This is a genomic window from Kitasatospora sp. NPDC001664, from assembly GCF_053596675.1.
In genome coordinates this window covers 1-24,875 of the sequence record NZ_JBSFGS010000013.1, presented here as the reverse complement: position 1 = coordinate 24,875, position 24,875 = coordinate 1, and the positions used below count along the sequence as shown (strand labels likewise).

Sequence of the window (24,875 nt, the reverse complement as noted above, 5' to 3'; positions counted from 1 at the left end):
GGAGAAGAGCGGTGCCGGTGGCCGGTGGAGGCCTGACGGGTGGTCGGACGCGGCGGGAGCGCGGGTCGGTACCGGGTCAGGGGGGCGGGGTGCGGATCTCGGTGCGCCCGGCCCGGCGGCAGGTGCGGGGGCGCACGCCCTTCGCGGTGTTGGTGGTGGCGCTGCTCTCGGCCGGGCTGCTCGGGCTGCTGATGCTGAACACCGCGCTCAACGAGGGCTCCTTCGAGCAGAGCCGGCTGGAGCGCCAGACCACCGAGCTGACGGACCGCCAGCAGACCCTCCAGCAGGAGATCGACCAGCAGTCCGCACCGGACGCGCTGGAGCGCAGGGCCCGTGAGCTGGGCATGGTGCCCGGCGGGGACCTGGCCTTCCTGCAGGACGACGGCTCGGTCAACGGCAAGCCCGAGAAGGCCGAGGACAGCCCGCCGGTCAAGCGCACCGACCAGGAGCTGTGGAGCCGCACCGGCGCCTCGCCGAGCCCCACCCCCGCGGCGCCGCCGCCCGCCGACACCGGGGTGCAGATCAACCCGGCCCCACCGCTCGGCACCCCGTCGGCGGCCGCCCCGTCCGGAGGTACCGCGCGATGAGCACCCCCCGTCAGCCCGGTGGAAGCGGGAACGGCAGGGGGAGCGGCAAGCCCCGGCCCCGCCCGGCCGGGGCGGCCGGAGCGGCCCGCCCGCAGCCCGCCCGCCGCCCCGCCGCCGGTGCGTCAGGAGCCGCCCGGGCGGCGGCCGGAGCGCAGCGCCCCCGCACCCCGCGCCCGCGCAGCGGCGAGCCGCCGCGCCGTCAGCCGCCCCGCCGCCCGGCCCCGCCGCAGCCGCGGCTGATCAAGCTGGGCGATCCGAAGAAGCGGCTGCGGCTGGTGGGTGTGGCGATGGTGGCGGTCTTCTCGGTCTTCGCCGGCCGGCTGGTCCAGCTGCAGCTGCTGGACTCGGACGAGCTGGCCGCCGCGGCCCAGGCGAACAAGTACGTGCAGGCCAAGCTCTCCGCCGACCGCGGTTCGATAACGTCCTCCGACGGCGTGGCGCTGGCCACCACGGTGGACGCGTACGACGTCACCGCCGACCCCTCGCTCTACCCGCCGGACAAGTCGCTGGTGCCGGACGCCCCGGAGCAGGCCGCCGCGCTGCTGGCGCCGATCCTGAACCGGAGCAAGGAGCAGCTGGCCGCCCTGCTGCACACCCCGAAGACCCAGTGGGTGATGCTGGCGCCCCGTCAGAGCCCGGAGACCAAGAAGCAGATCACCGACCTCAAGTCGACCCTGGCCAAGCAGGCCGACACCGCCGCCTGCCGGGCCCAGCGCAAGCTGGTCGGCAAGCCCGCCGAGCAGGGGGGCCGGCAGACGGTGGACGCCGCCTGCGCCAACCCGCTGGCCGGGATCGTCTTCCAGGACTCCAAGCGCCGGGTCTACCCGGCCGGGGGCCTGGCCGCCAACCTGCTCGGCTACGTGAACGCGGACGGCATCGGCACCGGTGGCCTGGAGCTCCAGTACCAGGGCGAGTTGGCGGGCAAGGACGGCCACAGCACCTACGCCCAGGTGAACGGGCGGATGGTGCCGACGGCCGGCGGCAGCCAGCAGTCCCCGGTGGAGGGCTCGGACCTGCGGCTGACCGTCGACCGGGACATCCAGTGGGCGGCCCAGCGGGCCATCACCGACCAGGTGGCCAACGCCGGGGCGGAGAAGGGCTACGTCGTCGTCCAGGACGTGAAGACCGGTCAGATCCTGGCGATGGCCGGCTCCCCGGGCTTCAACCCGAACGAGCTCTCCAAGGCGAAGGCGGACCAGCTGGGCAACGCGGCGGTCGGCGACGCCTTCGAGCCGGGCTCCACCGCCAAGCTGATGACGATGGCGGCGGTGCTGGACACCGGCACGGCGGCCTGGGACACCTACGTCGAGGTGCCGAACACGCTCCAGCGCTCGGACCGGATCTTCCACGACGACATCGACCACCCGACCTGGCACCTGACCCTGGCGGGCGTGCTGGCCAAGTCCTCCAACATCGGCACCATCCTGGCCGCCGAGCGGCTCGGCGCCGACCAGGCGGCCTCCAACAAGGTGCTGCACGACTACCTGACCCGGTTCGGGATCGGGCAGTCCACCGGGCTGGGCTTCCCCGGCGAGACCAAGGGCATCCTGGCCAAGCCGGAGGCCTGGAACGGCTCGCAGCAGTACACCATCCCGTTCGGCCAGGGCCTGTCGGTCAACGCGCTCCAGGCCACCTCGGTGTTCTCCACGATCGCCAACGGCGGCGTGCGGGTGACGCCCAACCTGCTGGCCGGGACCACCGGGGCGGACGGGCGGTACGTGGCCGCACCGCCGGGCAAGGAGACCCGGGTGGTCAAGCCGGAGACCGCGAAGACCCTGACCGAGATGCTGGAGTCGGTGGTCTCGGACGAGCAGGGCACCGGCACCAAGGCGGCGGTGGAGGGCTACCGGGTGGCCGGGAAGACCGGCACGGCCAACCGGGTGGACCCCAAGACCGGCAAGTACAACGGCTACACCGCCTCCTTCATCGGCTTCGCGCCGGCCGACGCCCCGCGCGTCACCGTCTCCTGCGTGATCCAGGACCCGAAGAACGGCCACTTCGGCGGCCAGCTCTGCGGGCCGGTGTTCAAGCAGGTGATGGAGTTCACCCTGAAGTCCCTGCACGTCGCCCCCAGCGGCAGCCAGGCCCCGAACCTCCCCGTCGAGCGGAAGCCCTGATGAACGACCCCCAGCCCTCGCCCCGCCTGACGGAAGCTCAGCCGAAGCCGTCCCCGGCCGCGCCGGGGGGCGCGTTTGGCCCTCACGGGGGTGGGGCGGATAGCCTTCCGGCCGTGCCGAAACCCGATCAAATCTCCGCGAGCCCGCCCCGACCGACCTCCGTGGCCGCCCTGCCGCTGGCCGAGGCCGCCCGACTGCTGGGGGTGCCGGCCGTCGAGGGCGCGGCGGTCACCGGCGTCACCCACGACTCCCGGGCCGTCCGGCCCGGCGACGTCTACGTGGCCTTCCCCGGCGCCAACCACCACGGGGCCCGGTTCGCCGCCCAGGCGGTCGGGCAGGGCGCGGTGGCGGTGCTGACGGACCGTGAGGGCGCCGAGCAGGCGGCCGGCTGCGGGGCGCCGCTGCTGGTGGTGGAGAGCCCGCGGGCCCGGATGGGCGAGCTGGCCGCCGCCGTGTACGGCCGCCCCAGCGAGGGCCTGCGGATGATCGGGCTGACCGGCACCAACGGCAAGACCACCACCGCCTACCTGGTGGAGGGCGGCCTCAAGGCGGCCGGCCTGAACCCGGGCGTCATCGGCACGGTGGAGATGCGGGTCGGCAGCGAGCGGATCAAGAGCGAGCGCACCACCCCGGAGTCCACCGACCTGCACGCGATCCTCGCCGTGATGGGCGAGCGGGGTGCCGGGGCCGTGGTCATGGAGGTCTCCAGCCACGCGCTCAGCTACGGCCGGGTGGACGGCGTGGTCTACGACGTCGCGCTGTTCAACAACCTGACGCCGGAGCACCTGGACTTCCACCCGGACATGGAGGACTACTACCGGGCCAAGGCCAAGCTGTTCCAGGCCGACAAGGCCCGCCTCGGGGTGGCCAACCAGGACGACGCGTACGGCCGGCGGATCGCCGCCGAGGCGCCGATCCCGGTCACCACCTTCTCCGCCAAGGGTGACCCGGCGGCCGACTGGCGGGCGCTGGACGTCCAGCTGGGCCCGCTGGGCTCGACCTTCACGGTGACCGGTCCTGACGGCGCGTCGGCCGAGGCGAGCGTGCCGCTGCCGGGCCCGTTCAACGTCTCCAACGCGCTCGGCGCGATCACCGCGCTGGTGACCGCCGGGGTGCCGCTGGCCGAGGCGGTCGCCGGTGTGGCCGCCGTCCCCGGGGTGCCCGGGCGGCTGGAGCGGGTGGACGCCGGGCAGCCGTTCGTCGCGGTGGTGGACTACGCGCACAAGCCGGACGCCCTGCAGGCCGTCCTGGAGTCGCTGCGCGAGGTCACCAAGGGCCGCCTGCACGTGGTGGTCGGCTGCGGCGGCGACCGGGACCCGTTCAAGCGCGGGCCGATGGGCGCGATCGCCGCCCGGCTCGCCGACACGGCGGTGCTCACCAGCGACAACCCGCGCTCCGAGGACGCCCTGGCGATCCTCGCCACCATGCTGAACGGCGCCACCGAGGTACCGGAGACGGAGCGCGGCGAGGTCCTGGTGGTCCCGGACCGCGCCGAGGCGATCGCCGACGCGGTGGCCCACGCGCACGCGGGGGACACCGTCCTGGTCGCGGGCAAGGGCCACGAACTCGGCCAGTACGTCCGGGGCGAGGTCCGCCCCTTCGACGACCGCGAGGTCCTGCGCACGGCCATCGAGCACCGTGGTTCCAAGGGAGTTGAGCACCTGTGATCGCACTGACCCTCGCCGAGGTGGCCGAGGCCGTCGGCGGCACCCTGCACAACGCGGACCCGGCCGCCGTGGTGACCGGGACCGTGGAGCACGATTCCCGCAAGGTCACGCCGGGCAGCCTGTTCGTCGCCATCGTCGGCGAGCGGGTGGACGGGCACGACTTCGCCGCGCAGGTGGTCGGGGCCGGGGCGGTCGCCGTGCTGGCGACCCGTCAGCTGGACGTCCCCACCGTGCTGGTGGACGACGTGCAGACGGCGCTGGGCAAGCTGGCCCGGGCCGTGGTGGACCGCTCCACGGCCGCCGTGGTGGCGCTGACCGGCTCGGCCGGCAAGACCTCCACCAAGGACCTGATCGCCCAGGTGCTGGCCCGCAAGGGCGTGACGGTCTTCCCGCCCGGCTCGATGAACAACGAGATCGGCCACCCGATGACCGCGCTGCGGGTCGAGCCGGCCACCGAGCACCTGGTGATGGAGATGGGCGCCCGGCACAAGGGCGACATCGCCTACCTCTGCGGCATCACCCCGCCCGTGGTCGGCGCCGTGCTGAACATCGGCACCGCGCACCTGGGCGAGTTCGGCTCCAAGGCCGGGATCGCCGAGGCCAAGGGCGAGTTGGTGGAGGCGCTGCCCGCCGACGGCACCGCGATCCTGAACGCCGACGACCCGCTGGTCAAGGCCATGGCGGCCCGTACGCAGGCGAAGGTCCTCTACTTCGGGGAGAGCCCGAACGCCGACGTCCGGGCCACCGGGGTTCACCTGGACGACGCCGGACGGCCACGCTTCACGTTGAGCACCCCGGCCGGTTCCGCACCCGTGAGCCTGCGGCTGTACGGTGAGCACCACGTTTCGAACGCCCTCGCCGCCGCAGCGGTGGCGGTGGCGCTCGGGATGTCCGTCGACGACACCGCCGCCGCCCTCGGCGAGGCGGAAGCGCTGTCCCGCTGGCGCATGGAGGTCGTCGAACGGGCCGACGGTGTCACCGTGGTCAACGACGCCTACAACGCGAACCCCGAGTCCATGCGGGCCGCGCTGCGGGCGCTGGCGAACATGGCTGGACGCGGCCCGGAGCGCCGCCGTACCTTCGCGGTGCTCGGAGAGATGCGGGAGCTCGGCGAGGACAGCCTCGACGAGCACGACGCCATCGGGCGGCTCGCGGTCCGACTGGACGTCACCAAGCTGGTGGCGGTCGGCGGACGGGACGCGGCCTGTATGGAACTGGGCGCGAGGAACGAAGGTTCGTGGGGTGAGGAGTCGGTGCTGGTGTCCGACGCGGACGCGGCGGTGGAGCTGCTGCGGGGTCAACTGCGGCCCGGGGACGTGGTCCTGGTGAAGGCCTCCCGTTCGGTGGGTCTGGAGCGGGTCGCCGAGGCCCTGCTGGCCGATGGAGCCGCGCAGTGAAGCAGATCCTGTTCTCCGGCCTGATCGGCCTTGTCCTCTCGCTGCTGGGCACCCCGGCGCTGATCCGGCTGCTGGCCCGGCACGGCTACGGCCAGATGATCCGGGACGACGGCCCGCAGGCCCACCTGAGCAAGCGCGGCACGCCCACCATGGGCGGCATCGCGTTCATCCTGGCCACCCTGATCGCGTACGCCGCGACCAAGGTGATAACGGGTGAGAGGCCCACAGCCTCAGGGCTGTTGGTGCTCTTCCTGACCGCCGGGCTCGGCCTGGTCGGCTTCCTGGACGACTACATCAAGGTCGTGAAGCAGCGCTCGCTGGGCCTGCGGGCCAAGGCCAAGCTGCTCGGCCAGTCGTTCGTCGGCCTGACCTTCGCCATCCTGGCGCTGCAGTTCAAGGACGACCGCGGGCTGACCCCGGCCTCCACCAGCCTGTCCTTCGTCCAGGACTTCAGCTGGTCGATCGGCCCGGTGCTGTTCGTGATCTGGGCGTACTTCATGATCGCCGCGATGTCGAACGGCGTGAACCTCACCGACGGCCTCGACGGCCTGGCCACCGGCGCCTCGGTGATGGTCTTCGGCGCCTACGTCTTCATCGGCGTCTGGCAGTACGGCCAGACCTGCGCGGTGATGGCCACCGCGACCAGCAGCTGCTACGACGTCCGCGACCCGCTGGACCTGGCCGTCATCGCCTCCGCGCTGATGGGCTCCTGCTTCGGCTTCCTGTGGTGGAACACCTCGCCCGCCAAGATCTTCATGGGCGACACCGGCTCGCTGGCCCTGGGCGGCGCGCTGGCCGGTCTGGCGATCTGCTCGCGCACCGAGATGCTGCTGGCCCTGCTGGGCGGCCTGTTCGTGATCATCACCCTGTCGGTGATCATCCAGGTCGGCTCCTTCCGGATGACCGGCAAGCGCGTCTTCAAGATGGCCCCGCTCCAGCACCACTTCGAACTCAAGGGGTGGAGCGAGGTGCTGATCGTGGTCCGGTTCTGGATCATCCAGGGCCTCTGCGTCGCGGTCGGCCTCGGCCTCTTCTACGCGGGCTGGGTGACCGGATGACGACCCCTCACAACCCCGACTTCAAGGGCCTGCCCGTCGTCGTGGCCGGCCTCGGCATCTCCGGCGTCTCCGCCGCCCGGGTGCTGCGCGACCTCGGCGCCGAGGTCACCGTGGTGGACGGCGGAGACGGCGAGGGCCTGCGCGTGCGCGCCGAGCAGCTCGGCGAGGGCATCGCGGTGCGGCTCGGCGACGGTGCCACCCTCCCCGAGGGGACCCGACTGGTCGTCACCTCGCCCGGCTGGCCGCCGAACAGCCCGCTCTTCCTGGCCGCCGAGGCGGCCGGGGTGGAGGTCTGGGGCGACGTCGAGCTGGCCTGGCGGCTGCGCAGGCCGCTGCCGGGCACCGACGAGCCGGCCCCCTGGCTGGCCGTCACCGGCACCAACGGCAAGACCACCACGGTGCAGATGCTCGCCTCGATCCTGACGGCGGCCGGCAAGCGCACCGCCGCGGTCGGCAACGTCGGCGTCTCGGTGCTGGACGCGGTGCTGGCCGAGGAGCCGTACGAGGTGCTCGCGGTCGAGCTCTCCAGCTACCAGCTGCACTGGGCGCCCAGCCTGCGCCCGCACTCGGCCGTGGTGCTCAACCTGGCCCCCGACCACCTGGACTGGCACGGCTCGATGGAGGCCTACGCGGCCGACAAGGGCCGGATCTACCAGGGCAACCGGGTGGCCTGCGTCTACAACCTGGCCGACCCGGCCACCCGCGCGCTGGTCGAGGAGGCCGACGTCGAGGAGGGCTGCCGGGCCGTCGGCTTCGGCCTCGGCTCGCCCGGCCCGTCCGACTTCGGCGTGGTGGACGGCCTGCTGGTGGACCGCGCCTTCGTGCCCGACCGGCACAAGAACGCGGCCGAGATCGGCGCCGTCTCCGACGTGCACCCGCCCGCGCCGCACAACGTCACCAACGCCCTGGCGGCGGCGGCGCTGGCGCGGGCCTACGGGGTGGACACCTCCGCCGTCCGGGACGGCCTGCGGGCCTTCCGCCCCGACGCGCACCGGATCGCCGAGGTCGCGGTGGTCGGCGGGGTCACCTACGTGGACGACTCCAAGGCCACCAACACCCATGCGGCGGCGGCCTCGTTGGCCGCCTACGAGCCGGTGGTCTGGATCGCCGGCGGGCTGGCCAAGGGGGCGACCTTCGACGAGCTGGTGGGGGGCGCCGCGGGCCGGCTGCGGGCCGCGGTGCTGATCGGCGAGGACCGGGCGCTGATCGCGGAGGCCCTGGCCCGACACGCCCCGGATGTCCCGGTGATCGAGGCGGCGGCCGGTCAGACTGGCGCCGTGGCGATGACCGAGGTGGTCCGCGTTGCCGCAGGACTGGCCCGGGAGGGCGACACCGTCCTGCTGGCCCCGGCCTGTGCCTCGATGGACATGTTCACCAACTACGGCGAGCGCGGCGACCTCTTCGCCGAGGCGGTCCGGGCGCTGTAACGAGTCGAGTACCAAGACGGGGGAGCGGTGTGATGGCGGGTCAGGCCCCGGAGCGAGGCCCGTGGCAGGCGCCGGTCATCTCGGCCAGCAGTGCCACCTTCAAGGCGGCCGACCCGGTCACCCGGCTGCGGCAGTTCCGCGGCCGGGTGGCCTACCTGCTCTCCCGTCCGCTCACCCCGTACCTGCTGATCGTCGGTTCGGCCCTGCTGCTGCTGGTGCTCGGGCTCAGCATGGTCTTCTCCTCCTCGCAGATCCTGGCCGTCCGCTGGGGCCTGCCGGCCACCTTCTTCGTGGGCAAGCAGTTCATCGCGGTGCTGATGGGCCTGGTCGGCCTGGTGCTGTTCGCCCTGATGCCGGTCAAGCTGCTGCGGATGCTGGTCTACCCGGTGGTGCTCGGGGTGACGGCCGCCCTGGTGCTGGTCGCGATCCCCGGCATCGGCAAGGAGGTCGGCGGCAACCGCAACTGGCTGGACCTCGGCCTGCTCCAGCTCCAGCCCTCCGAGTTCGCCAAGCTCGCGCTCGCCCTGTGGGCGGCCGACCTGCTGGCCCGCAAGCAGAAGACCCACATGCTCGACCAGTGGAAGCACCTGCTGGTCCCGCTGGTGCCCGGCACCCTGCTGCTGATGCTGCTGATCATGCTCGGCGGCGACATGGGCACCACGATGATCCTGATCGCCATGCTGTTCGGCCTGCTCTGGACGGTCGGCGCCCCGCTGCGGCTGTTCGCCGCGGTGCTCGGCATCGCCGTGGTGGCCTGCACCGCCCTGGTCATCACCGTGCCGCACCGGATGGACCGGCTGGCCTGCATCGGCGTCACCAAGCCGGACCCGAACGTCAACTGCTTCCAGGCCCTGCACGGCCTCTACGCCTTCGCGGCCGGCGGCCCGTTCGGCTCCGGCATCGGCGCCGGGGTCGAGAAGTGGGGCCAACTCCCGGAGGCCCACACCGACTTCATCTTCGCCGCGACCGGCGAGGAGCTCGGACTGGTGGGGACGCTGTCGGTCCTCGGGCTCTTCGCGGCACTAGGCTACGCGGGTATCCGAGTGGCCAGCGGCACGAAGGACCCCTTCGTCAGGTACGCCGCGGGAGCCGTCACCACCTGGATCATGGCCCAGGCCATGGTCAACCTGGGGTCGGCGCTGGGACTGCTGCCCATCGCGGGCGTGCCCCTCCCGCTGTTCTCCTACGGCGGGTCTGCGATGCTGTCGGCCCTGTGCGCCGTCGGGGTGCTGCTCTGCTTCGCGCGCAGCTCGCCGGAGGCCAGGGCGGCGCTGGCCGCGCGGAGCAAGAACAGCCGGTTCAGGTCGGTCCTGAACCGGGTGCTGCCAGGACGAACCACGGGGCGCGGGGCCGCGAGGCCGAAGCGCAGGGAGCGGTGAATTTCGGTGCATGTCGTACTCGCAGGCGGCGGGACCGCCGGTCACATCGAGCCGGCCATGGCCCTCGCGGACGCCCTCCGCCGGCACGACCCGTCCATCGGGATCACCGCCCTGGGCACCGAACGCGGCCTGGAGACCCGGCTGGTGCCGGAACGCGGCTACCAGCTGGAGCTGATCCCGGCCGTGCCGCTGCCGCGCAAGCCCACCCCCGAGCTGATCACCGTCCCGGGCCGGCTGCGCTCCACCGTCCGGGCCGCCCAGGCGATCATCGAGCGGGTGAAGGCCGACGCGGTGGTCGGCTTCGGCGGCTACGTGGCGATGCCCGCCTACCTCGCCGCCAAGCGCGCCGGGGTCCCGATCGTGGTGCACGAGGCCAACGCCCGGCCGGGTCTGGCCAACAAGATCGGCGCCCGGTACTCCGACTTCGTCGCGGTCTCCACCCCGGACTCCAAGCTGCGCGACTCCCGGTACATCGGCATCCCGCTGCGCCGCACCATCGCCACCCTGGACCGCAACGCCGTCCGCCCGGAGGCCCGGGCGTACTTCGGCCTCGACCAGCGGCTGCCCACCCTGCTGGTCTCCGGCGGTTCGCAGGGCGCCCGCCGGCTGAACCAGACCATCGAGACCATCGCCCCCCGGCTCCAGCAGTACGGGGTCCAGGTGCTGCACGCGGTCGGACCGAAGAACGAGCTGCCGGTGATCGACGACATCCCCGGGATGCCGCCGTACCGGGCCGTCCCCTACGTGGACCGGATGGACCTCGCCTACGCCGCCGCCGACCTGATGCTCTGCCGGGCCGGCGCGATGACCGTGGCCGAGCTGGCCGCCGTCGGCCTGCCCGCCGCCTTCGTGCCGCTGCCGATCGGCAACGGCGAGCAGCGGCTGAACGCCCAGCCGATGGTCAAGGCGGGCGGCGGCCTGCTGGTGGACGACGCCGAGCTGACCCCGGAGTGGGTGCTGCAGAACGTCCTCCCGGTGCTGACCGCCCCTCAGAAGCTCTGGGAGATGAGCCGGGCCGCCGCCGAGTTCGGCCGCCGGGACGCCGACGACCTGCTGGTCGGGATGGTGTACGAGGCGATCGAGGCCTCCCGGCGGGGCCGCCGTGGCTGAGACGCCGGTCCTCGACCCCGTCGAGGAGGACGAGGAGGCCGACGGCGAGTACCCGCCCCGGCTCCGGCTCTCCCGGCGGGGGATCGTGGTGCTGAGCGCGTTCGGGGCACTGGTCCTGGGCGTGCTCGGCTGGCTGGTGTTCTTCTCCTCGGTGCTGGACGTCCGGGTGGTCGCCGTCCAGGGCCTGGTGGGCGACAAGCTGACGGCCCACCAGGTGCGCGAGGCGCTCGGCGACGGCGAGCAGGGGCCGCTGGCCAGGATCGACCTGGACGAGGCCGAACGCCGGGTGGAGGCGCTGCCCCGGGTGGCCAAGGCCGAGGTCTGGCGCGGCTGGCCGCACACCCTGCGGATCAAGGTGACCGAGCGCCGGGCGGTGGCCGCCGTCAGGACCCCGGAGGGCAGGTACGGCCAGGTCGACGCGGCCGGCTTCACCTTCGCCACCGAGGACGCCGCCCCCGAGGGGGTGCCGGTGGTGGAGCTGGCGCTCAGTCAGCAGGCGAACGACGCCGCGGCGGTGTTCCCCCGGGAGGAGCTGCTGCGCTCGGCGATCACCGTCGCGGCGGGCCTGCCGGAGGCGGTCCGCAAGCAGGCCGGCAGCGTGAAGGTGCAGTCCTTCGACGACATCCAACTCCAGCTGGCCGACGGTGCCGTGGTGCGCTGGGGGAGCGCGGAGCGGACCGCGCGCAAGGCGCAGGTGCTCACCGCGCTGCTGGTCAGGAAGGCCCGGATCTACGACGTGAGTGCCCCGGAAGCGCCCGGTATCGGGGGTTGACGGCCCGTCGGGCCCGGAAGATCCGGTAAGTTCTCCTCCCGGAGGAGGTGTTGACGGAGCAGCAGCTCCGGCCCGACTCTTGGTGGTCACCCCGGTTTCACCCGGCAATGGATGATCACATAGGCTCAAAAGAAAAACGGGAAGCTCGGCGTGTTCGTTGAACACGGCCCGCTCGCCGCCATAGTGTCCTGTGTCACCAGGCTGTGTCCCACGGTGATGTGACGCAGGCACAGCTGCAACCCTAAAGGTCAAGTTTAGGGTTCGGGTCGGTGGTCGGAATTTCGGACATACAGTCAGGAATCACTCGGGCTCCCCACCCATCGACATCCGTCGGACCGCGCCAACCGGTGCGGGCGACCCGGAATCTCGAGGCGAGAGGCCTTCGACGTGGCAGCACCGCAGAACTACCTCGCAGTCATCAAGGTCGTCGGTATCGGCGGCGGTGGTGTCAACGCCATCAACCGGATGATCGAGGTCGGTCTCAAGGGCGTCGAGTTCATCGCGATCAACACCGATGCGCAGGCCCTCCTGATGAGCGACGCCGACGTCAAGCTCGACGTGGGCCGTGAACTCACCCGGGGCCTCGGCGCCGGGGCCAACCCCGAGGTCGGCCGCAAGGCCGCCGAGGACCACCGCGAGGAGATCGAGGAGGTCCTCAAGGGGGCCGACATGGTCTTCGTGACGGCCGGCGAGGGCGGCGGCACCGGCACCGGTGGCGCCCCCGTGGTGGCGAACATCGCCCGCTCGCTCGGCGCGCTCACCATCGGCGTGGTCACCCGCCCCTTCACCTTCGAGGGCCGCCGCCGGGCCAACCAGGCCGAGGACGGCATCGCGCAGCTGCGCGAAGAGGTCGACACCCTGATCGTCATCCCCAACGACCGGCTGCTCTCCATCTCGGACCGCCAGGTCTCGGTGCTCGACGCGTTCCGCTCGGCCGACCAGGTGCTCCTCTCGGGCGTCCAGGGCATCACCGATCTGATCACCACCCCGGGCCTGATCAACCTCGACTTCGCCGACGTCAAGTCGGTCATGTCCGACGCCGGTTCGGCCCTGATGGGCATCGGCTCGGCCCGCGGCGAGGACCGTGCCAAGGCCGCCGCGGTGATGGCCATCTCCTCCCCGCTGCTGGAGGCGTCCATCGACGGCGCCCGCGGCGTGCTGCTCTCCATCTCCGGCGGCTCCGACCTCGGCCTGTTCGAGATCAACGAGTCGGCCCAGCTGGTCAGCGAGGCCGCCCACCCCGAGGCCAACATCATCTTCGGTGCGGTCATCGACGACGCCCTCGGCGACGAGGTCCGGGTCACCGTGATCGCGGCCGGCTTCGACGGCGGCCAGCCGCCGGCCATCGTCCGCGACCCGGTGGTGAAGTCCACCCCGGCCTCCACCACGCCGGAGCGCCCCACCACCCGGCCGGCCACCTACGGCGGCGGCCTCGGATCGGTGACGGAGCGTCCGAAGGAGGCCCCGGCCGAGACGGCGACCACCACCGCCCCGCCGGTGCCGCCGCAGGTCCAGCCGGCCCGCCAGCCCTTCGTGGAGAGCCCCGCCGAGGAGCTCGACGTGCCGGACTTCCTCAAGTAACAGACCACGCGCCGATGCCCACCGCGTCCCCGTCCCAGGGCGGGAACACGGTGGGCATCGTGCGGTCCGGGGTGCGATCATCTGATCGCTCCTCCCGGCGAACCCCACCGAGGCGACCATGACTGATCTGTACGGACCCTTCCCGGGCGGCCCGGACTTCCTGGCCGCGCTGACCGACCGTCAGCGCGCCCGGTACGAGGAGCTCGGCACCAACCTGGAGGTCGTGGAGCGCCGGATCGCCGACGCCTGCGCCGCCGCCGGGCGGGCCCGCGAGGAGGTGCGGCTGGTGGTGGTCACCAAGACCTACCCCGCCGAGGACACCGCCCTGTTGGCCGCGCTCGGCGTCACCGACGTCGCCGAGAACCGTGACCAGGACGCCGCCCCCAAGGCCGAGACCTGCCGTGAACTGCCGCTGGACTGGCACTTCGTGGGCCAGCTGCAGACCAACAAGGTGCGCTCGGTGGTCCGCTACGCCAACCACGTGCACTCCGTCGACCGCCCGCGGCTGGTCGAGTCGCTGGCCGCCGCGGTGCGCAACGCCGAACGCCCGCCGCTCGGTTGCCTGGTCCAGGTCGCCCTGGACAAGGAGAGCGGCGAGGGCGAGGGCCGCGCCGGGGTGGCCCCCGAGGAGGTGCTCGCGCTGGCCGGTGCCATCGCCGACACGCCCGGGCTGCGCCTGGACGGTGTGATGACCGTCGCTCCGCTGGCCGGGCCGCTGGCGGGCGACCCGGCCAAGGCCTTCGAGCGGCTGGCGGAAATCGCAAGCGCCGTACGCGGGAGCCACCCGGCTGCCACGATGGTCTCGGCAGGGATGAGCGGGGACTTGGAGCAGGCGGTGGCCGCCGGGGCGACGCACGTGCGTGTCGGGACGGCGGTGCTCGGAGTGCGCCCGACGCTCCGGTAACGTCAGCGGGTAAGTAGATCAGACTGCAGGACAAAACAGGACAGAACCCAGCAGCTGCCTACAGCGCTGGCAACCGTGGATCGACGGAAGTCCGCCCCCGCCCAAGCCCCCTGACGGGGTGTCGGGCGCGCGCGGGGACCGCAGGCGAAGGCCGGATCGATCCACCACCGAGCGGAGGAGACGGGAGCATGGCCGGCGCGATGCGCAAGATGGCGGTCTACCTCGGCCTCGTGGAGGACGAGACGTACGACGGCCAGGGGTACGACCCCGACGACGACTACGACGCGGACCCCGAGCCGATCCGGACCGGACGGACCGAGGGCCTGGACCGGCCCGCCCCCGCGGCGCCCGCCCCGGCGCCGGTCGCGCACATCGCGCCCCAGCCCGTCCCGGCCGCGGTGCCGATCCGGCAGGAGCCGCCGCGGATGGCGCCAGTGTCGTCCATCACACCCGAACGCCGCCACAACCTGGAGAAGAGCAGCCCGGTGATCATGCCCAAGGTCGTCAACGAACGCGAGCCCTACCGCATCACCACGCTGCACCCCAGGACCTACAACGAGGCCCGTACCATCGGGGAACAGTTCCGCGGCGGTACCCCCGTGATCATGAATCTGACCGAGATGGACGACACGGACGCCAAGCGGCTCGTAGACTTCGCCGCTGGACTCGTCTTCGGTCTGCACGGCAGTATCGAGCGAGTGACACAGAAGGTGTTCCTGCTGTCTCCTGCTAACGTCGACGTAACGGCGGAGGACAAGGCTCGGATCGCCGAGGGTGGGTTCTTCAACCAGAGCTGACCCGGCCACGACTTCATGTGTGGATCTGATGGCAGTGGAACGCGGCTGACGGACCGTCCGTTAAGAGCGGGACAGAAGGACCAGGGAGAGGGAGACTCGATGGGGATCGTGCGGGCAGTGCTCTACTACGCACTGAGCGCCTTCCTGCTCGTCCTCCTCTTCCGTCTGGTGATGGACTGGGTCTTCCAGTTCGCCCGCTCGTGGCGTCCCGGGAAGACCATGGTCGTCGTCCTGGAGGCCACGTACACTGTCACCGATCCGCCGCTCAAGCTTCTTCGGCGTTTCATCCCGCCGTTGCGTTTCGGGGGCGTGGCGCTCGACCTGTCCTTCTTCGTACTGATGATCATTGTGTTTGTCCTGAGATCGCTCGTGCTGACTCTGCCGTCTTGAGCGCTGCCACAGGATGCCGCTGATGCCGACGATCACGTTGAGGTGAAGAGATGCCGTTGACCCCCGAGGACGTTCGGAACAAGCAGTTCACGACCGTCCGCCTGCGTGAAGGCTATGACGAGGACGAGGTCGATGCCTTCCTCGACGAGGTCGAAGCCGAACTGACCCGCCTGCTCCGCGAGAACGAGGACCTGCGCGCCAAGCTGGCCGCCGCGACCCGTGCCGCCGCGCAGAACCAGGCGAACATGCGCAAGGAGCAGCAGCCGCAGGACGGACGCCAGCAGGGCGCCCCCGTCCCGGCCGCCATATCCGGCCCGCCGGTGCCGGGCCAGCCGCAGATGCAGCAGCCCCCGCAGCAGCAGGGCCACCAGCCGCTCGGCCTGCCCTCGGGCGCCCCGCAGCTGCCGGCCGGCCAGGGCGGTCCGATGGGCCAGCCGCAGCAGATGCAGCCCATGCAGCAGATGGGTCAGCCGCAGCAGATGGGCCAGACCATGGGCGGCCAGCAGCAGCTGGTCCAGCCGATGGGCGGCCAGATGCTCCAGCCGATGGGTCAGCCGCAGATGGGCCAGACCATGGGCGGGCAGCAGCTCCAGCCCATGGGCGGTCCGATGCAGCAGCAGCTCGGCGGCCCGCTCGGCGGTCCGATGCAGCCCCAGCCGCAGCAGCAGCCCGGTGGCGACAGCGCCGCCCGCGTGCTCGCCCTCGCCCAGCAGACCGCCGACCAGGCGATCTCCGAGGCGCGCTCCGAGGCCAACAAGATCGTCGGCGAGGCCCGCAGCCGCGCCGAGGGCCTGGAGCGGGACGCCCGCGCCAAGGCCGACGCCCTGGAGCGGGACGCGCAGGAGAAGCACCGCGTCGCGATGGGCTCCCTGGAGTCCGCCCGCGCCACCCTGGAGCGCAAGGTCGAGGACCTGCGCGCCTTCGAGCGCGAGTACCGCACCCGCCTGAAGTCCTACCTGGAGACCCAGCTGCGCCAGCTGGAGTCGCAGGCGGACGACTCGCTGGCCCCGCCGCGGATCCCGGCCACCGCCTCGCTTCCGCCGGCCGGCTCCTCCGCGATGAGCAGCCAGCCGTCCTTCGGCGGTCAGAACTCCTTCGGCGGCGGCGCCCAGCCGTCCTTCGGCGGTCAGAACTCCTTCGGCGGCAACGGCCAGCCCTCCTTCGGCGGTCAGCCGACCGGTGCCCCCACCGGCGCCGCGCAGATGGCTCCCGCCGGGATGACCCAGCCGATGGCCGCGGTCCGCCCGCAGCCGCCGCAGCCGATGCAGCAGGCTCCGGCCCCGATGCGCGGCTTCCTCATCGACGAGGACGGCGACAACTAAACAGCACCACCCACGAGGGCGCCCCCGTAGTGACGAACCGTCACCACGGGGGCGCCCTCGCGTTCTCCGGGGCGCGAGGACGTACCTGGTGATGCCGGGGGCGCGAGGAACTGCGCGAAGGGGAACGGCAGCACCTGCACCTGGCCGGCAGTGGGTCGGTTGCACGTGAGGGGCCTTCCGCCTCGCGCAGTTCCTCGCGCCCCTGGCATCACCACGTACGTGCTCGCGCCCCCGGGATCACCGCCCCGTGCCCCCGGCATCAGCCCCTCGCGCGAACGCCGAAGGGGCGCTCGGAGCTGGTGTGCTCCGGGCGCCCCTTCGGGGTGGGTCAGGCCTTGTGGAGGCCGTCTTCGTGCTTCAGCGGGGGGCCGGGATCCGGACGGAGGGTCACGGTCAGCGCCGCGTGGACGCCCGAGACCCAGCCGGTGACCACGTCCAGAGCGGGGTCACCTGTTCGAAAGGGTCCGGGGACTCCGACGGTCCAGCTGTCGGTGGCCGGGCCGGCCTCCAGGAGCGGCCAGTCGTCGGGACGGAAGGGCAGTCCGGTGCCGGGTGAGAGCGTCTTGTACGCCGCCTCCCGGGCGCAGAGCCGCTGAGCCGACGTATCCGCCGCGGCCGCCTCCTCGATGTCCACCCCGCAACGGCGGGCGAAGGCGGAGTCGGCGACGAGCGCGACGGCCCAGGCCTTCGTGTGGGAGATGCTGCCGACCGACCCCGACGGCCAGACCGGCACCCCGCGGGCCGATCTGGCCACGGTCCGCCGCGGCCCGCCCAGCCGGGCGAGCCCCTCGGCGGCCGCTGCCCGGCCGGCCGTGAACTCCCGGCGTCGGCGCTCGGAGACGCGGAATCCCCGCTCGAGTTCCGGGACCCGCGCCGGTACGTCGAGGTCGGCGATCCGCCGTACTCCGATCGCGAAGCCGCTCGCCAGCCCGGCCCGGTGCGCCAACGAGACCAGCAGCCGGCCGAGCTCGTCCCCGCTCACGCCACCGGAGCGAGCAATCGCCGCGCGATGAGCTCGGCCAGGGCGGTGGCGTTCTCCTCGACGTAGAAGTGACCGCCGGGGAAGAGGTGGATCTGCGAGGACTGCGTGGTGTTGAGACGCCACAGGTCGAGCTGGTCGGCCGTGAAGATGTCGTCGGCGCCGTAGCAGACCACGATGTCCGCCTCGGTGACGGTCTGCCGGTCCTTGGCCAGGAAGGACTCGGAGATCGAGAAGTCCGCACGGAGCAGATCGGCGGTCCGGCGCCGGAGCTGCGGGTGGTCGAGGATCGTCCGGGGGACTCCGCCGCCGGACTCCGCCGCGATGCGGAAGATCTCCTCGTCACTGGTCGTCAGGGGCGAGCCGTCGAAGGGCAGGACCGCCCCCCGCGGGCCGGAGTTCGCGGAGGCGAACAGGGTGACGCACCGGTTCGCGGCGCCGGTCTCCTCCAACCGGGCCGCCAGTGACAGGCCGACGTAGGCCCCCAGGCTGTGCCCGAAGACGGCGAACGGGGCGTCGAGCTCGGCGACACCGTCCAGCAACGCGTCGACGGCTTCGTTCATCGTGGTGGCGGGCGCCTCCCGCCACCGACGGCCTCGCCCCGGCAGATCCACCGCGACGGGCCGGATCTCCGGCGGCAGGGCCTTGGCCAGCACGTCGAAGTAGCTTGCGGATCCGCCCGCGTGATGGAGCATCAGGAGGGGGAGGGGGTGCGTGGACATCGATCTCCAGTCGGCCGGGCCGGGCCGTGGAAGGCCCGGCGAGCGAGCGAGCCGGCGGAGGCGGCCCGGGGGCCGCCTCCGCCGCAGGGATCCGGGGTCAGGCCTGCTGGCGCGGTACGAACTGGAAGCCGCGCTGGCTCTCCTTCGCCACCCGGTTGTGGCCGTAGGTGTCCTCACCGGAGACCAGGACCGTGCCGTACTTGTCGAGCACGATGCCGCCGCCGTACTCGCTCACCTCTTCGGTGCCCGGGTAGACCTGGACCTGGGTGGGTACGAAGCGGGCCGCGTAGCCCATGCGGTAGTCCTTCTTGGTGCCGGTGTGCGGCAGCGAGGCGTGCATGAGCGTGGACCAGAAGATCACGCACTCGCCCGGCTTCATCACCAGGGGGAACGCCTGGGACTCGTCCGGGCTCCAGTCGGGGTCCTTCTGCAGCTGCCGGTAGTCGTAGCCGAAGAAGCCGCGCTTGATGCCGTCCTTCTCGCGGGCGTTGAACGCCTCGGCCTCGTACTCCATGCCCTTCGACTCGTCGTAGTTCATGAACTTGTGCGTGCCGGGCATCAGCTGCAGGCAGCCGTTCTCCTTGGTGGAGTGCGTGAAGGCGGTCCACACGGTGATGGTCCCGCCGAAGGCCGGCAGGCCGTTCTCGGAGGGCCAGAGGATCTGAGGGCTGCCGCTGGCGTGCGCGAAGGTCGCGGCCTGGTGCCAGTCGGTGCCCTCGTCGCCCTGGTACTTGGGGAAGAACTCGCTGCGCCAGCACAGGAGGTTCGGGCCGAGGATCGAGGCGACCCGGTCGACGATCTCGCCCTTGAGGATGTGCTCGGACAGCAGGTCGATGTCCAGGTGCCGGTCGTAGTTGGAGATGCTGCTCGCCTTGCCCTCACCCACCGGGTAGATGGCGTGGGAGCGGTCGCGCAGCTCGCGCTGGATGGTCTTCCAGCGCTCCTCCATCTCCTCGACCTCGTAGATCTTGATGGGGCCGAGGAAGCCGTCCCGCTCGAACTGCTCCAGCTCGGCCGCGGTCAGGGTGAACGTCGTCTGCTCGGAAGTCGTCATCAGTGTCATCCGCTCTGTACGGGGGTGTTGGTGGGGTGGAGGACGCTGGCGGCGACCTTGCCGAGGCTGTCCTCGAAGAGCACCTCGATGTCCAGCTCGACGCCGAAGCGCTCGTTGATCCGGTTGCCCAGTTCGAGTGCGAGGGCCGAGTGGCCGCCCAGGTCGAGGAAGTTGTCCTCGGTGGTGACCGGCTCCTCGAGGAGCTCCTCGGCCCATGCCAGGATCAGCGCCTGAGCCTCAGCCAGTTGCTCTCCGCCGTGTGTCAGTTCAGTCATGCGTTGACAGCCGTTTCGTTCCATGACCGGGCGACAGCGGCCCGGTCGACTTTCCCGTTGACCGTGCTCGGCAGTTCCGGCAGCCGCAGGTAGCGGGCCGGCTGCATGTAGGCGGGCAGTTGGTCCCTGACGTGTCGGCGCAGGTCCGCGGCGTCAGGGGCTCCGTCCTCGTCGCGGGCGACGAAGGCGCAGACCAGCCGGTCGTCGCCGGCCTTGAACTCCCGTACCTGGACCACCGCGTCGAGCACCCCCGGATGGGTGCGGACCACGGCCTCGATGTCGCTGAGTTCGATGCGGTAGCCGCGGAGCTTCACCTGGAGGTCGGCGCGGCCGATGTACGCCAGCGCACCGTCGGGCAGCCGGGTCACCAGGTCGCCGGAGCGGTAGTAGCGGACCGCCTCACCGGTGTCCTGCTCCGTGACCAGCGGGTACTTGTCCGCGGTCAGGTCGGGACGCTTGAGGTACCCGTCGGTGACCTGCGGGCCGGCCAGCCACAGCTCGCCGGCCTCTCCGTCCTCGACGTCCCGGCCGTTCTCGTCGACCACCCGGAGCCGGAAGCCCGGCAGGGCGGTACCGATGACGGAGCGGTTCGAGGCCAGGTCGTCCGTCCCGACCTCGTGGAAGGTGGTGAAGACCGTGGTCTCGGTGATCCCGTAGCCGTTGACCAGGCGGGGTTGCTCCAGACCGTACCGCTTCGCCCACGGGTGGAGCGTCGCGGGCACCAGCTTCTCGCCGCCGAAGACGACGTAGCGCAGGCCCGCCAGGTCGTGGTCCGAGCGCAGTGCCGCGGCGGCGAGCGCGGTGAAGGCCGTGGGCGTCTGGCTGAGCACCGTGACGCCCGCGTCCACGATGACCTGGAGGTACTTCTCGGGCGAGCGTGCGGCCCAGTGCGGCAGCACCACCAGCTCCGCGCCCGTGGTGAGCGCGCCCCAGATCTCCCAGACCGAGAAGTCGAAGGCGAGGGAGTGGAAGAGGAGCCAGCGGTCCCGCTCGTCGAACTCGAAGGCCGCCCTGGCAGCGGTGAACAGCGCTCCCGCGTGGCGGTGTTGGACCGGGACGCCCTTGGGGGTACCGGTGGTGCCCGACGTGTAGATCACGTACGCCTCGGCGGAGGCGTCGTCGACGACCGTCAACGGCTCGCCGGCCGGGCCCTCGGCCAGTGCGGCGATCTCCGACTCGGCGATCACCGCGACGCTCGCGGTGTCGTGCCCCTCGCCCGGGTCGCCGATCAGCACGGTCGACTCGCTGTCGGTGAGGATGAAGCTCCTTCTGGCCGACGGGTGCCGGACGTCCAGCGGAACGTAGGCCGCCCCCGCCTTCAGGACGCCGATCATGGCGGCGATCGCCTCGGCACCGGGAAGCATCCGCAGGGCGACCCGGTCGCCCTGCCGTACACCACGGCCCTTGAGCAGCTGTCCGATGCGGTCCGACCAGGCGTCGAGCTCGCGGTACGTGTAGCGCCTGCCCTCGGCGGACAGTGCCGTGCGCCCCGCATGGGTGGAGGCCATTTCCCGGAACATCGCCAAAAGGCCGATTTCAGCCTCGATGGAAACAGATCGATCCATTTGAACCCCCCATTTCTGTTCTGTTGTACCTCAATTCACGTCTCGCATTACGAGACGCAATCCCCGGTGGCTGGTGGGCCGCTATCGACGCTGACACGCCACGGTCAAGATCGTCAAGATCATGTGACATCCGTCACACCTGATGGACTAGTGAGCAATTTTCGGGGTTGACTCGCTCGCAGCTTGCGTCCCACTGCTCACTCCGAGTAGGCGGCGGACGCCGGGGGCGGCGTGATCCTGACGGGACGTCAGTGTGATCCGAGTCGCAGCCCCTGAGCCCAACTCAGCTTCCAAGGGGGAGACTTGGCGAAAATCCGACTACTCGAATCCGGACAAGCAGGACCTCGGCGGCGGACTCGGACCGCGATCGCGCTCACGATCCTGGCGCCGGCGCTCGTGGTGATCGCCGTATCACTCCAGGTGGCGGGGCCTGTTGTCGAGAAAAGCCCAACCGGAGCGGAATCATCCATTCTGGATACGGCCGGACACTTCTTCCTGGGCGTTTCCGCCGTCCTGGCCGTGTCTCACATCATGGGACGTGTTGCCATTCTCTTGCGCCAGCCGCGAGTGACTGGTGAGATCGTAGGCGGACTTCTTCTCGGCCCCTCCTTCCTGGGGTCGGTGGCACCAGGGGTCGCTCACTTCCTCTTTCCTCCGGGCGTCGTCCCGATGTTCAACGGTCTGGCGCAGCTGGGCCTCGTGCTGTTCATGTTCGGAGTGGGGCAGGAGCTCGGCGCCATGCGGCTGCGTGGTGCGGCTCCGCAAGCCCTGCTGATCAGCCAGGCCTCCCTGCTGGTGCCGTTCGCGGCGGGAGTCCTGATCGCCCTGCCCCTGATGGGCCAGTACATGGGGACCGAAGTCCGGCCCGTGGCCTTCGTGTTGTTCATCGGCTGCGCGCTGAGCATCACCGCGTTCCCCGTGCTCGCGCGCATCCTCAGCGACCTCGGCCTCACCCGGACCAGGCCCGGGCAGCTCAGCCTGTTCGCCGCGGCGGTCGGCGACGGCGGCAGCTGGCTGATCCTGTCCGTCATCCTCTCGCTCGCGCACGGCTCGGACCCGACTGCCCTGCTGGGAAGGGCAGTTGCCGTGCTCGTGCTGGTCGCGCTGTTCGTCGGGCCGCTGCGCCGGCTCGCGACGAAGGTGCCCGACCGGACGGACTGGGCCAAGCGGGCGCCGAGCGCCGCGGTCCTGCTGGTGATCGCCGTGGGCGCGGTCTCCACCCTCACGGCGATGCTGGGCATTCACCAGCTCATCGGCGCCCTGCTGGTGGGCCTGGTCTGGCCGCAGGGGAACCGGATCGCGGTCGCGGCCGCCGCCCCACTGGCGTCGACGGCCAAGACCGTCCTCCTGCCGTTCTTCTTCCTGGGCTTCGGTCTGAACGTCGACCTGCGCTCGCTCCACCTCGACGGCGGGGCCGGCCTGGTCCTGCTGGCGCTCCTGGCCGTCGCGATCGTGGGAAAGCTGGTCGGTCCCGGCCTGTGCGCCCGGCTGACCGGACTGCCCTGGCGGGATTCGGCCGTCCTCGGAGTGCTGCTCAACGCCCGCGGACTGACCGAACTGGTGGTGATCCAGATCGGCTACCAGGCCCACATCATCAGCCAGCAGATGCTCGGCCTGCTGACCATCGTGGCGCTGGTCACCACCGTGATGACCGCGCCGCTCCTGCGGGCCGCGGGAGCGGGGCCCGCACCGGAGGAGCCGGTCCCGTCGGCGGAGCCGGTCGAGTCCGTGCTCGCCGGGGCCGGCGCGGTCAGCGGGTCGCCCGCTGGTAGATCGCCGGAGTGATGCCGTAGGTGCGCCTGAACCACCGGCCGAGATGGGCCTGGTCCGCGAAGCCCACGGACGCTGCGGCCTGAGCGGGCGTCAGGCCGCCGACCAGCAGCTGCCGCGCCCGGCGCAGCCGCAGCAGACGCTGGTACTCGCTGGGAGCCAGGCCGAACTCCGCCCGGAACGCCCGGTACAGGGCGAAGCGGCTGCAGCCGGCGTCGGCCGCCAGGTCGTCCGCGGACAGCTGGTCGAGGAAGCACTCGTCCAGCCGTTCGCGGGCCCGCCGGGCCGCTCGACGCTGTGCGGTGCCGTCCAGGCCCCGGGTGCGCGGCGCCTTCGTCGACCCGCGTTCGGCCAGGGCCAGGACGGTCGCCGTGAGCAGCTCGTCCCGTTCGACGGGGCCCGCCCCGTCGACGAGCGCACCGTGCAGGCGGGCCAGCAGCGTGGTGAGCACCGGGTCGGTCAGCACCGGGCGGACGAACAGCGGCATCGCTCCCGTCGTGCGGGCGGCGGCGTCGGCGAGGACGTCGCGGACGACCGCCGGGCCGATGTGCACGATCCGGTACTGGTAGCCCAACTCGGCTGCGGCCTGGCCGTCGTGGACCTCGTCCGGGTTGAACGCCATCACCATGCCGGCGCCGCTGGTGTGGTTGGCCCCACGGCAGTGGAAGCTCTGGGCGCCGAGGTCGGTGATGCCGAAGGAGTACGTGTCATGGCTGTGCGGCGCGTACACGTGGTTGCGGAAGTGCGCGTGCATGGCTTCCAGGGAGCGGGCGCCGTCCCGCCAGTACCGTACCCAGCTGCTTGCCGTTGACATGAACCCATTGTGGCCGCGCACCAGCGTTCAAGACACGGCCGGTGAACTCGAAGAAGGTTGGATCATGGGAACATCACGTCGGATGAGCAATCCGTACATCCTCCTCCTCACGACCATGGTGCTCTGGGGCAGCTCCTTCTCCAGCTCCAAGATGGTCGTGCAGAACGTGCCGCACTCGGTGGGTGCGCTCCTGCGCTTCGGCGGCGGCGCGGTGGCGCTGCTCCTGGCGGTGGCGATGTTCGGCAACCGCCAGGTCCGGGTGCCGGCCCGCAGCGGGTGGCTCGCGGCAGCCGCCGGCGTGCTGGGCGTCTTCGCCTACAACGGGTTCTTCTTCTGGGGCCTGTCGCTCGCCCCGTCCCTCGACGCCGGCATTCTCATTCCGGTGATGAGCCCGCTGCTGACCAACACCTTCCTGCTCGTCACCGGCAAGGAGAAGGCGAGTTGGGCCCGGGTGACCGGGTTGAGCCTGGGGCTCGCGGGCGCGGCGGTGTTCTTCGTCGGGGCCGGTGGGCACGGATCGGGCGGTTCGTCCCGGCTGCTCGGTGACGCGCTCTTCGTGCTGAGCGCCGTCTGCTGGGCGGCCTACACGCTGATCGGCCCCCGGGTCCTGGCGGGTGTCGACCCGCTGCGGGCCACCACCTACGCGACCTGCGCCGGTGCGGTGCTGCTGGGTGTCCTCGCGGCGCCCGACCTCGGCGAGGTGGTCTGGTCGGACCTGCCCGCCGGCGTCTGGTGGAACTCCGCCTACCTGGCCATCGGCGCGGCCGCCGTCGCCAACCTCCTCTACTACCGGGGCGTCGGCTCGGTGGGGCCCGCGCGGGCCTCGCTGATGATGTTCAACGTGCCGATCGTCAACACCCTGTGCGCGACCCTGCTGCTCGGGGAGTCGTTCGGCTGGATCCAGGGCACGGGTGCGCTGGTGCTGGTGCTCGGGGCGGTCCTGGCGGTGACGCAGGGCAAGCTGCCCCGCCGCGCGCCCGCCGTGCCGGCCGTGCCGGCCGCGCCCGCCGAGGCCGTGCCGGCGCCGAGCCCGGTCGAGGCCAGGGCGAGCGAGGTCGGCCGGTCGGCGAGCTCCTGACGGAGGGTCCGGAGCGGAGCACACCGACCGCGGCCGGGGGGGGGGGGGGCGGGGGGGCGGGGGGGAAGGGGCACGCCGGTACGCCGCGGTGAACGCCGGGCGGGAGGGTT

At 71.8% G+C, this 24,875-nt stretch carries 22 protein-coding genes; 16 read left to right on the top strand and 6 right to left on the bottom strand.

Annotation, left to right across the window (positions count from 1 at the left end; all coding sequences use genetic code 11):
• Nucleotides 1–89: 89 nt before the first annotated feature.
• The 14 genes from ACWCYY_RS19565 (at nt 90) to ACWCYY_RS19500 (ending at nt 16,508) form a co-directional block, all read left to right on the top strand.
• On the top strand, nt 90–587 hold the full coding sequence (locus ACWCYY_RS19565; RefSeq protein WP_345279741.1) for an FtsB family cell division protein: 498 nt from the start codon (nt 90–92) through the stop codon (nt 585–587).
• Nucleotides 584–2,704 (top strand): peptidoglycan D,D-transpeptidase FtsI family protein, encoded by a 2,121-nt coding sequence (locus ACWCYY_RS19560; RefSeq protein ID WP_449796777.1) that lies wholly within the window; start codon nt 584–586, stop codon nt 2,702–2,704. The genes ACWCYY_RS19565 and ACWCYY_RS19560 overlap by 4 nt, the downstream gene beginning before the upstream one ends.
• A gap of 113 nt (nt 2,705–2,817) precedes the next feature.
• On the top strand, nt 2,818–4,371 hold the full coding sequence (locus ACWCYY_RS19555) for a UDP-N-acetylmuramoyl-L-alanyl-D-glutamate--2,6-diaminopimelate ligase (RefSeq protein WP_345279737.1): 1,554 nt from the start codon (nt 2,818–2,820) through the stop codon (nt 4,369–4,371).
• Nucleotides 4,368–5,768, top strand: coding sequence for a UDP-N-acetylmuramoyl-tripeptide--D-alanyl-D-alanine ligase (locus tag ACWCYY_RS19550; protein ID WP_345279735.1), 1,401 nt, complete (start codon nt 4,368–4,370; stop codon nt 5,766–5,768). The genes ACWCYY_RS19555 and ACWCYY_RS19550 overlap by 4 nt, the downstream gene beginning before the upstream one ends.
• The gene (gene mraY / locus ACWCYY_RS19545; protein ID WP_345279733.1) at nt 5,765–6,826 is read left to right on the top strand and encodes a phospho-N-acetylmuramoyl-pentapeptide-transferase; all 1,062 of its coding nucleotides are present in this window, start codon (nt 5,765–5,767) and stop codon (nt 6,824–6,826) included. The genes ACWCYY_RS19550 and mraY overlap by 4 nt, the downstream gene beginning before the upstream one ends.
• Nucleotides 6,823–8,253, top strand: coding sequence for a UDP-N-acetylmuramoyl-L-alanine--D-glutamate ligase (murD, locus tag ACWCYY_RS19540; RefSeq protein ID WP_449796776.1), 1,431 nt, complete (start codon nt 6,823–6,825; stop codon nt 8,251–8,253). The genes mraY and murD overlap by 4 nt, the downstream gene beginning before the upstream one ends.
• 32 nt (nt 8,254–8,285) lie before the next feature.
• Nucleotides 8,286–9,632, top strand: a complete 1,347-nt coding sequence (ftsW, locus tag ACWCYY_RS19535; RefSeq protein ID WP_396292285.1) for a putative lipid II flippase FtsW — start codon at nt 8,286–8,288, stop codon at nt 9,630–9,632.
• 6 nt (nt 9,633–9,638) lie between these two features.
• Nucleotides 9,639–10,742, top strand: coding sequence for an undecaprenyldiphospho-muramoylpentapeptide beta-N-acetylglucosaminyltransferase (gene murG, locus ACWCYY_RS19530; RefSeq protein WP_345279727.1), 1,104 nt, complete (start codon nt 9,639–9,641; stop codon nt 10,740–10,742).
• Nucleotides 10,735–11,514 (top strand): cell division protein FtsQ/DivIB, encoded by a 780-nt coding sequence (locus tag ACWCYY_RS19525; protein ID WP_449796775.1) that lies wholly within the window; start codon nt 10,735–10,737, stop codon nt 11,512–11,514. The genes murG and ACWCYY_RS19525 overlap by 8 nt, the downstream gene beginning before the upstream one ends.
• A 387-nt stretch (nt 11,515–11,901) precedes the next feature.
• The gene (ftsZ, locus tag ACWCYY_RS19520; protein ID WP_345279723.1) at nt 11,902–13,095 is read left to right on the top strand and encodes a cell division protein FtsZ; all 1,194 of its coding nucleotides are present in this window, start codon (nt 11,902–11,904) and stop codon (nt 13,093–13,095) included.
• A gap of 118 nt (nt 13,096–13,213) precedes the next feature.
• Entirely contained in the window at nt 13,214–13,999 is a 786-nt protein-coding gene (locus tag ACWCYY_RS19515) for a YggS family pyridoxal phosphate-dependent enzyme (protein ID WP_449796774.1), read from the top strand.
• Nucleotides 14,000–14,187: 188 nt separating this feature from the next.
• Nucleotides 14,188–14,796: a cell division protein SepF gene (locus ACWCYY_RS19510; RefSeq protein WP_345279722.1), complete on the top strand. Its 609-nt coding sequence runs from the start codon at nt 14,188–14,190 to the stop codon at nt 14,794–14,796.
• A 99-nt stretch (nt 14,797–14,895) separates the two neighbouring features.
• Nucleotides 14,896–15,186: a YggT family protein gene (locus ACWCYY_RS19505; RefSeq protein ID WP_345279720.1), complete on the top strand. Its 291-nt coding sequence runs from the start codon at nt 14,896–14,898 to the stop codon at nt 15,184–15,186.
• Nucleotides 15,187–15,236: 50 nt separating this feature from the next.
• Nucleotides 15,237–16,508 carry a DivIVA domain-containing protein gene (locus ACWCYY_RS19500; RefSeq protein ID WP_345279718.1) on the top strand — a complete coding sequence of 424 codons (1,272 nt, stop codon included), beginning with the start codon at nt 15,237–15,239 and terminating at the stop codon, nt 16,506–16,508.
• A 328-nt stretch (nt 16,509–16,836) separates the two neighbouring features.
• Here the strand turns inward: ACWCYY_RS19500 and ACWCYY_RS19495 are convergent, their stop codons facing one another.
• The 5 genes from ACWCYY_RS19495 to ACWCYY_RS19475 all read right to left on the bottom strand — a co-directional run bounded on the left by ACWCYY_RS19495 (nt 16,837) and on the right by ACWCYY_RS19475 (nt 21,046).
• Entirely contained in the window at nt 16,837–17,490 is a 654-nt protein-coding gene (locus ACWCYY_RS19495) for a hypothetical protein (RefSeq protein WP_449796773.1), read from the bottom strand.
• Complete coding sequence (locus ACWCYY_RS19490) at nt 17,487–18,209, bottom strand: thioesterase II family protein (protein ID WP_345279714.1); 723 nt, start codon at nt 18,207–18,209, stop codon at nt 17,487–17,489. Before ACWCYY_RS19490 ends, ACWCYY_RS19495 begins: the two co-directional genes overlap by 4 nt.
• 97 nt (nt 18,210–18,306) lie before the next feature.
• Nucleotides 18,307–19,263 carry a chlorinating enzyme gene (locus tag ACWCYY_RS19485; RefSeq protein WP_345279712.1) on the bottom strand — a complete coding sequence of 319 codons (957 nt, stop codon included), beginning with the start codon at nt 19,261–19,263 and terminating at the stop codon, nt 18,307–18,309.
• A 5-nt stretch (nt 19,264–19,268) separates the two neighbouring features.
• Nucleotides 19,269–19,538, bottom strand: a complete 270-nt coding sequence (locus ACWCYY_RS19480) for an acyl carrier protein (RefSeq protein ID WP_345279710.1) — start codon at nt 19,536–19,538, stop codon at nt 19,269–19,271.
• Entirely contained in the window at nt 19,535–21,046 is a 1,512-nt protein-coding gene (locus ACWCYY_RS19475) for an amino acid adenylation domain-containing protein (protein ID WP_449796772.1), read from the bottom strand. Before ACWCYY_RS19475 ends, ACWCYY_RS19480 begins: the two co-directional genes overlap by 4 nt.
• Nucleotides 21,047–21,634: 588 nt before the next feature.
• On the opposite strand from ACWCYY_RS19475, the gene ACWCYY_RS19470 reads away from it, so the two are divergent.
• Nucleotides 21,635–22,888: a cation:proton antiporter gene (locus tag ACWCYY_RS19470; protein ID WP_449796880.1), complete on the top strand. Its 1,254-nt coding sequence runs from the start codon at nt 21,635–21,637 to the stop codon at nt 22,886–22,888.
• Here ACWCYY_RS19470 and ACWCYY_RS19465 read toward each other — a convergent pair.
• Nucleotides 22,854–23,687 carry an AraC family transcriptional regulator gene (locus tag ACWCYY_RS19465; RefSeq protein WP_449796771.1) on the bottom strand — a complete coding sequence of 278 codons (834 nt, stop codon included), beginning with the start codon at nt 23,685–23,687 and terminating at the stop codon, nt 22,854–22,856. The two genes, ACWCYY_RS19470 and ACWCYY_RS19465, sit on opposite strands and share 35 nt — an antisense overlap.
• Nucleotides 23,688–23,769: 82 nt before the next feature.
• Here ACWCYY_RS19465 and ACWCYY_RS19460 point away from each other — a divergent pair, with 82 nt between their 5' ends.
• Nucleotides 23,770–24,765, top strand: a complete 996-nt coding sequence (locus tag ACWCYY_RS19460; protein WP_449796770.1) for a DMT family transporter — start codon at nt 23,770–23,772, stop codon at nt 24,763–24,765.
• Nucleotides 24,766–24,875 lie beyond the last annotated feature (110 nt).

What these genes read in the sequence shown, in the direction of transcription:
- ACWCYY_RS19560 (WP_449796777.1), top strand. Translation starts at nt 584, where the DNA reads ATGAGCACCCCCCGTCAGCCCGGTGGAAGCGGGAACGGCAGGGGGAGC.
- murD (WP_449796776.1), top strand. Translation starts at nt 6,823, where the DNA reads ATGACGACCCCTCACAACCCCGACTTCAAGGGCCTGCCCGTCGTCGTG.
- ftsW (WP_396292285.1), top strand. Translation starts at nt 8,286, where the DNA reads ATGGCGGGTCAGGCCCCGGAGCGAGGCCCGTGGCAGGCGCCGGTCATC.
- ACWCYY_RS19515 (WP_449796774.1), top strand. Translation starts at nt 13,214, where the DNA reads ATGACTGATCTGTACGGACCCTTCCCGGGCGGCCCGGACTTCCTGGCC.
- ACWCYY_RS19510 (WP_345279722.1), top strand. Translation starts at nt 14,188, where the DNA reads ATGGCCGGCGCGATGCGCAAGATGGCGGTCTACCTCGGCCTCGTGGAG.
- ACWCYY_RS19505 (WP_345279720.1), top strand. Translation starts at nt 14,896, where the DNA reads ATGGGGATCGTGCGGGCAGTGCTCTACTACGCACTGAGCGCCTTCCTG.
- ACWCYY_RS19500 (WP_345279718.1), top strand. Translation starts at nt 15,237, where the DNA reads ATGCCGTTGACCCCCGAGGACGTTCGGAACAAGCAGTTCACGACCGTC.
- ACWCYY_RS19490 (WP_345279714.1), bottom strand. Translation starts at nt 18,209, where the DNA reads ATGTCCACGCACCCCCTCCCCCTCCTGATGCTCCATCACGCGGGCGGA.
- ACWCYY_RS19485 (WP_345279712.1), bottom strand. Translation starts at nt 19,263, where the DNA reads ATGACGACTTCCGAGCAGACGACGTTCACCCTGACCGCGGCCGAGCTG.
- ACWCYY_RS19480 (WP_345279710.1), bottom strand. Translation starts at nt 19,538, where the DNA reads ATGACTGAACTGACACACGGCGGAGAGCAACTGGCTGAGGCTCAGGCG.
- ACWCYY_RS19475 (WP_449796772.1), bottom strand. Translation starts at nt 21,046, where the DNA reads ATGGCCTCCACCCATGCGGGGCGCACGGCACTGTCCGCCGAGGGCAGG.
- ACWCYY_RS19470 (WP_449796880.1), top strand. Translation starts at nt 21,635, where the DNA reads ATGGGACGTGTTGCCATTCTCTTGCGCCAGCCGCGAGTGACTGGTGAG.
- ACWCYY_RS19465 (WP_449796771.1), bottom strand. Translation starts at nt 23,687, where the DNA reads ATGTCAACGGCAAGCAGCTGGGTACGGTACTGGCGGGACGGCGCCCGC.
- ACWCYY_RS19460 (WP_449796770.1), top strand. Translation starts at nt 23,770, where the DNA reads ATGAGCAATCCGTACATCCTCCTCCTCACGACCATGGTGCTCTGGGGC.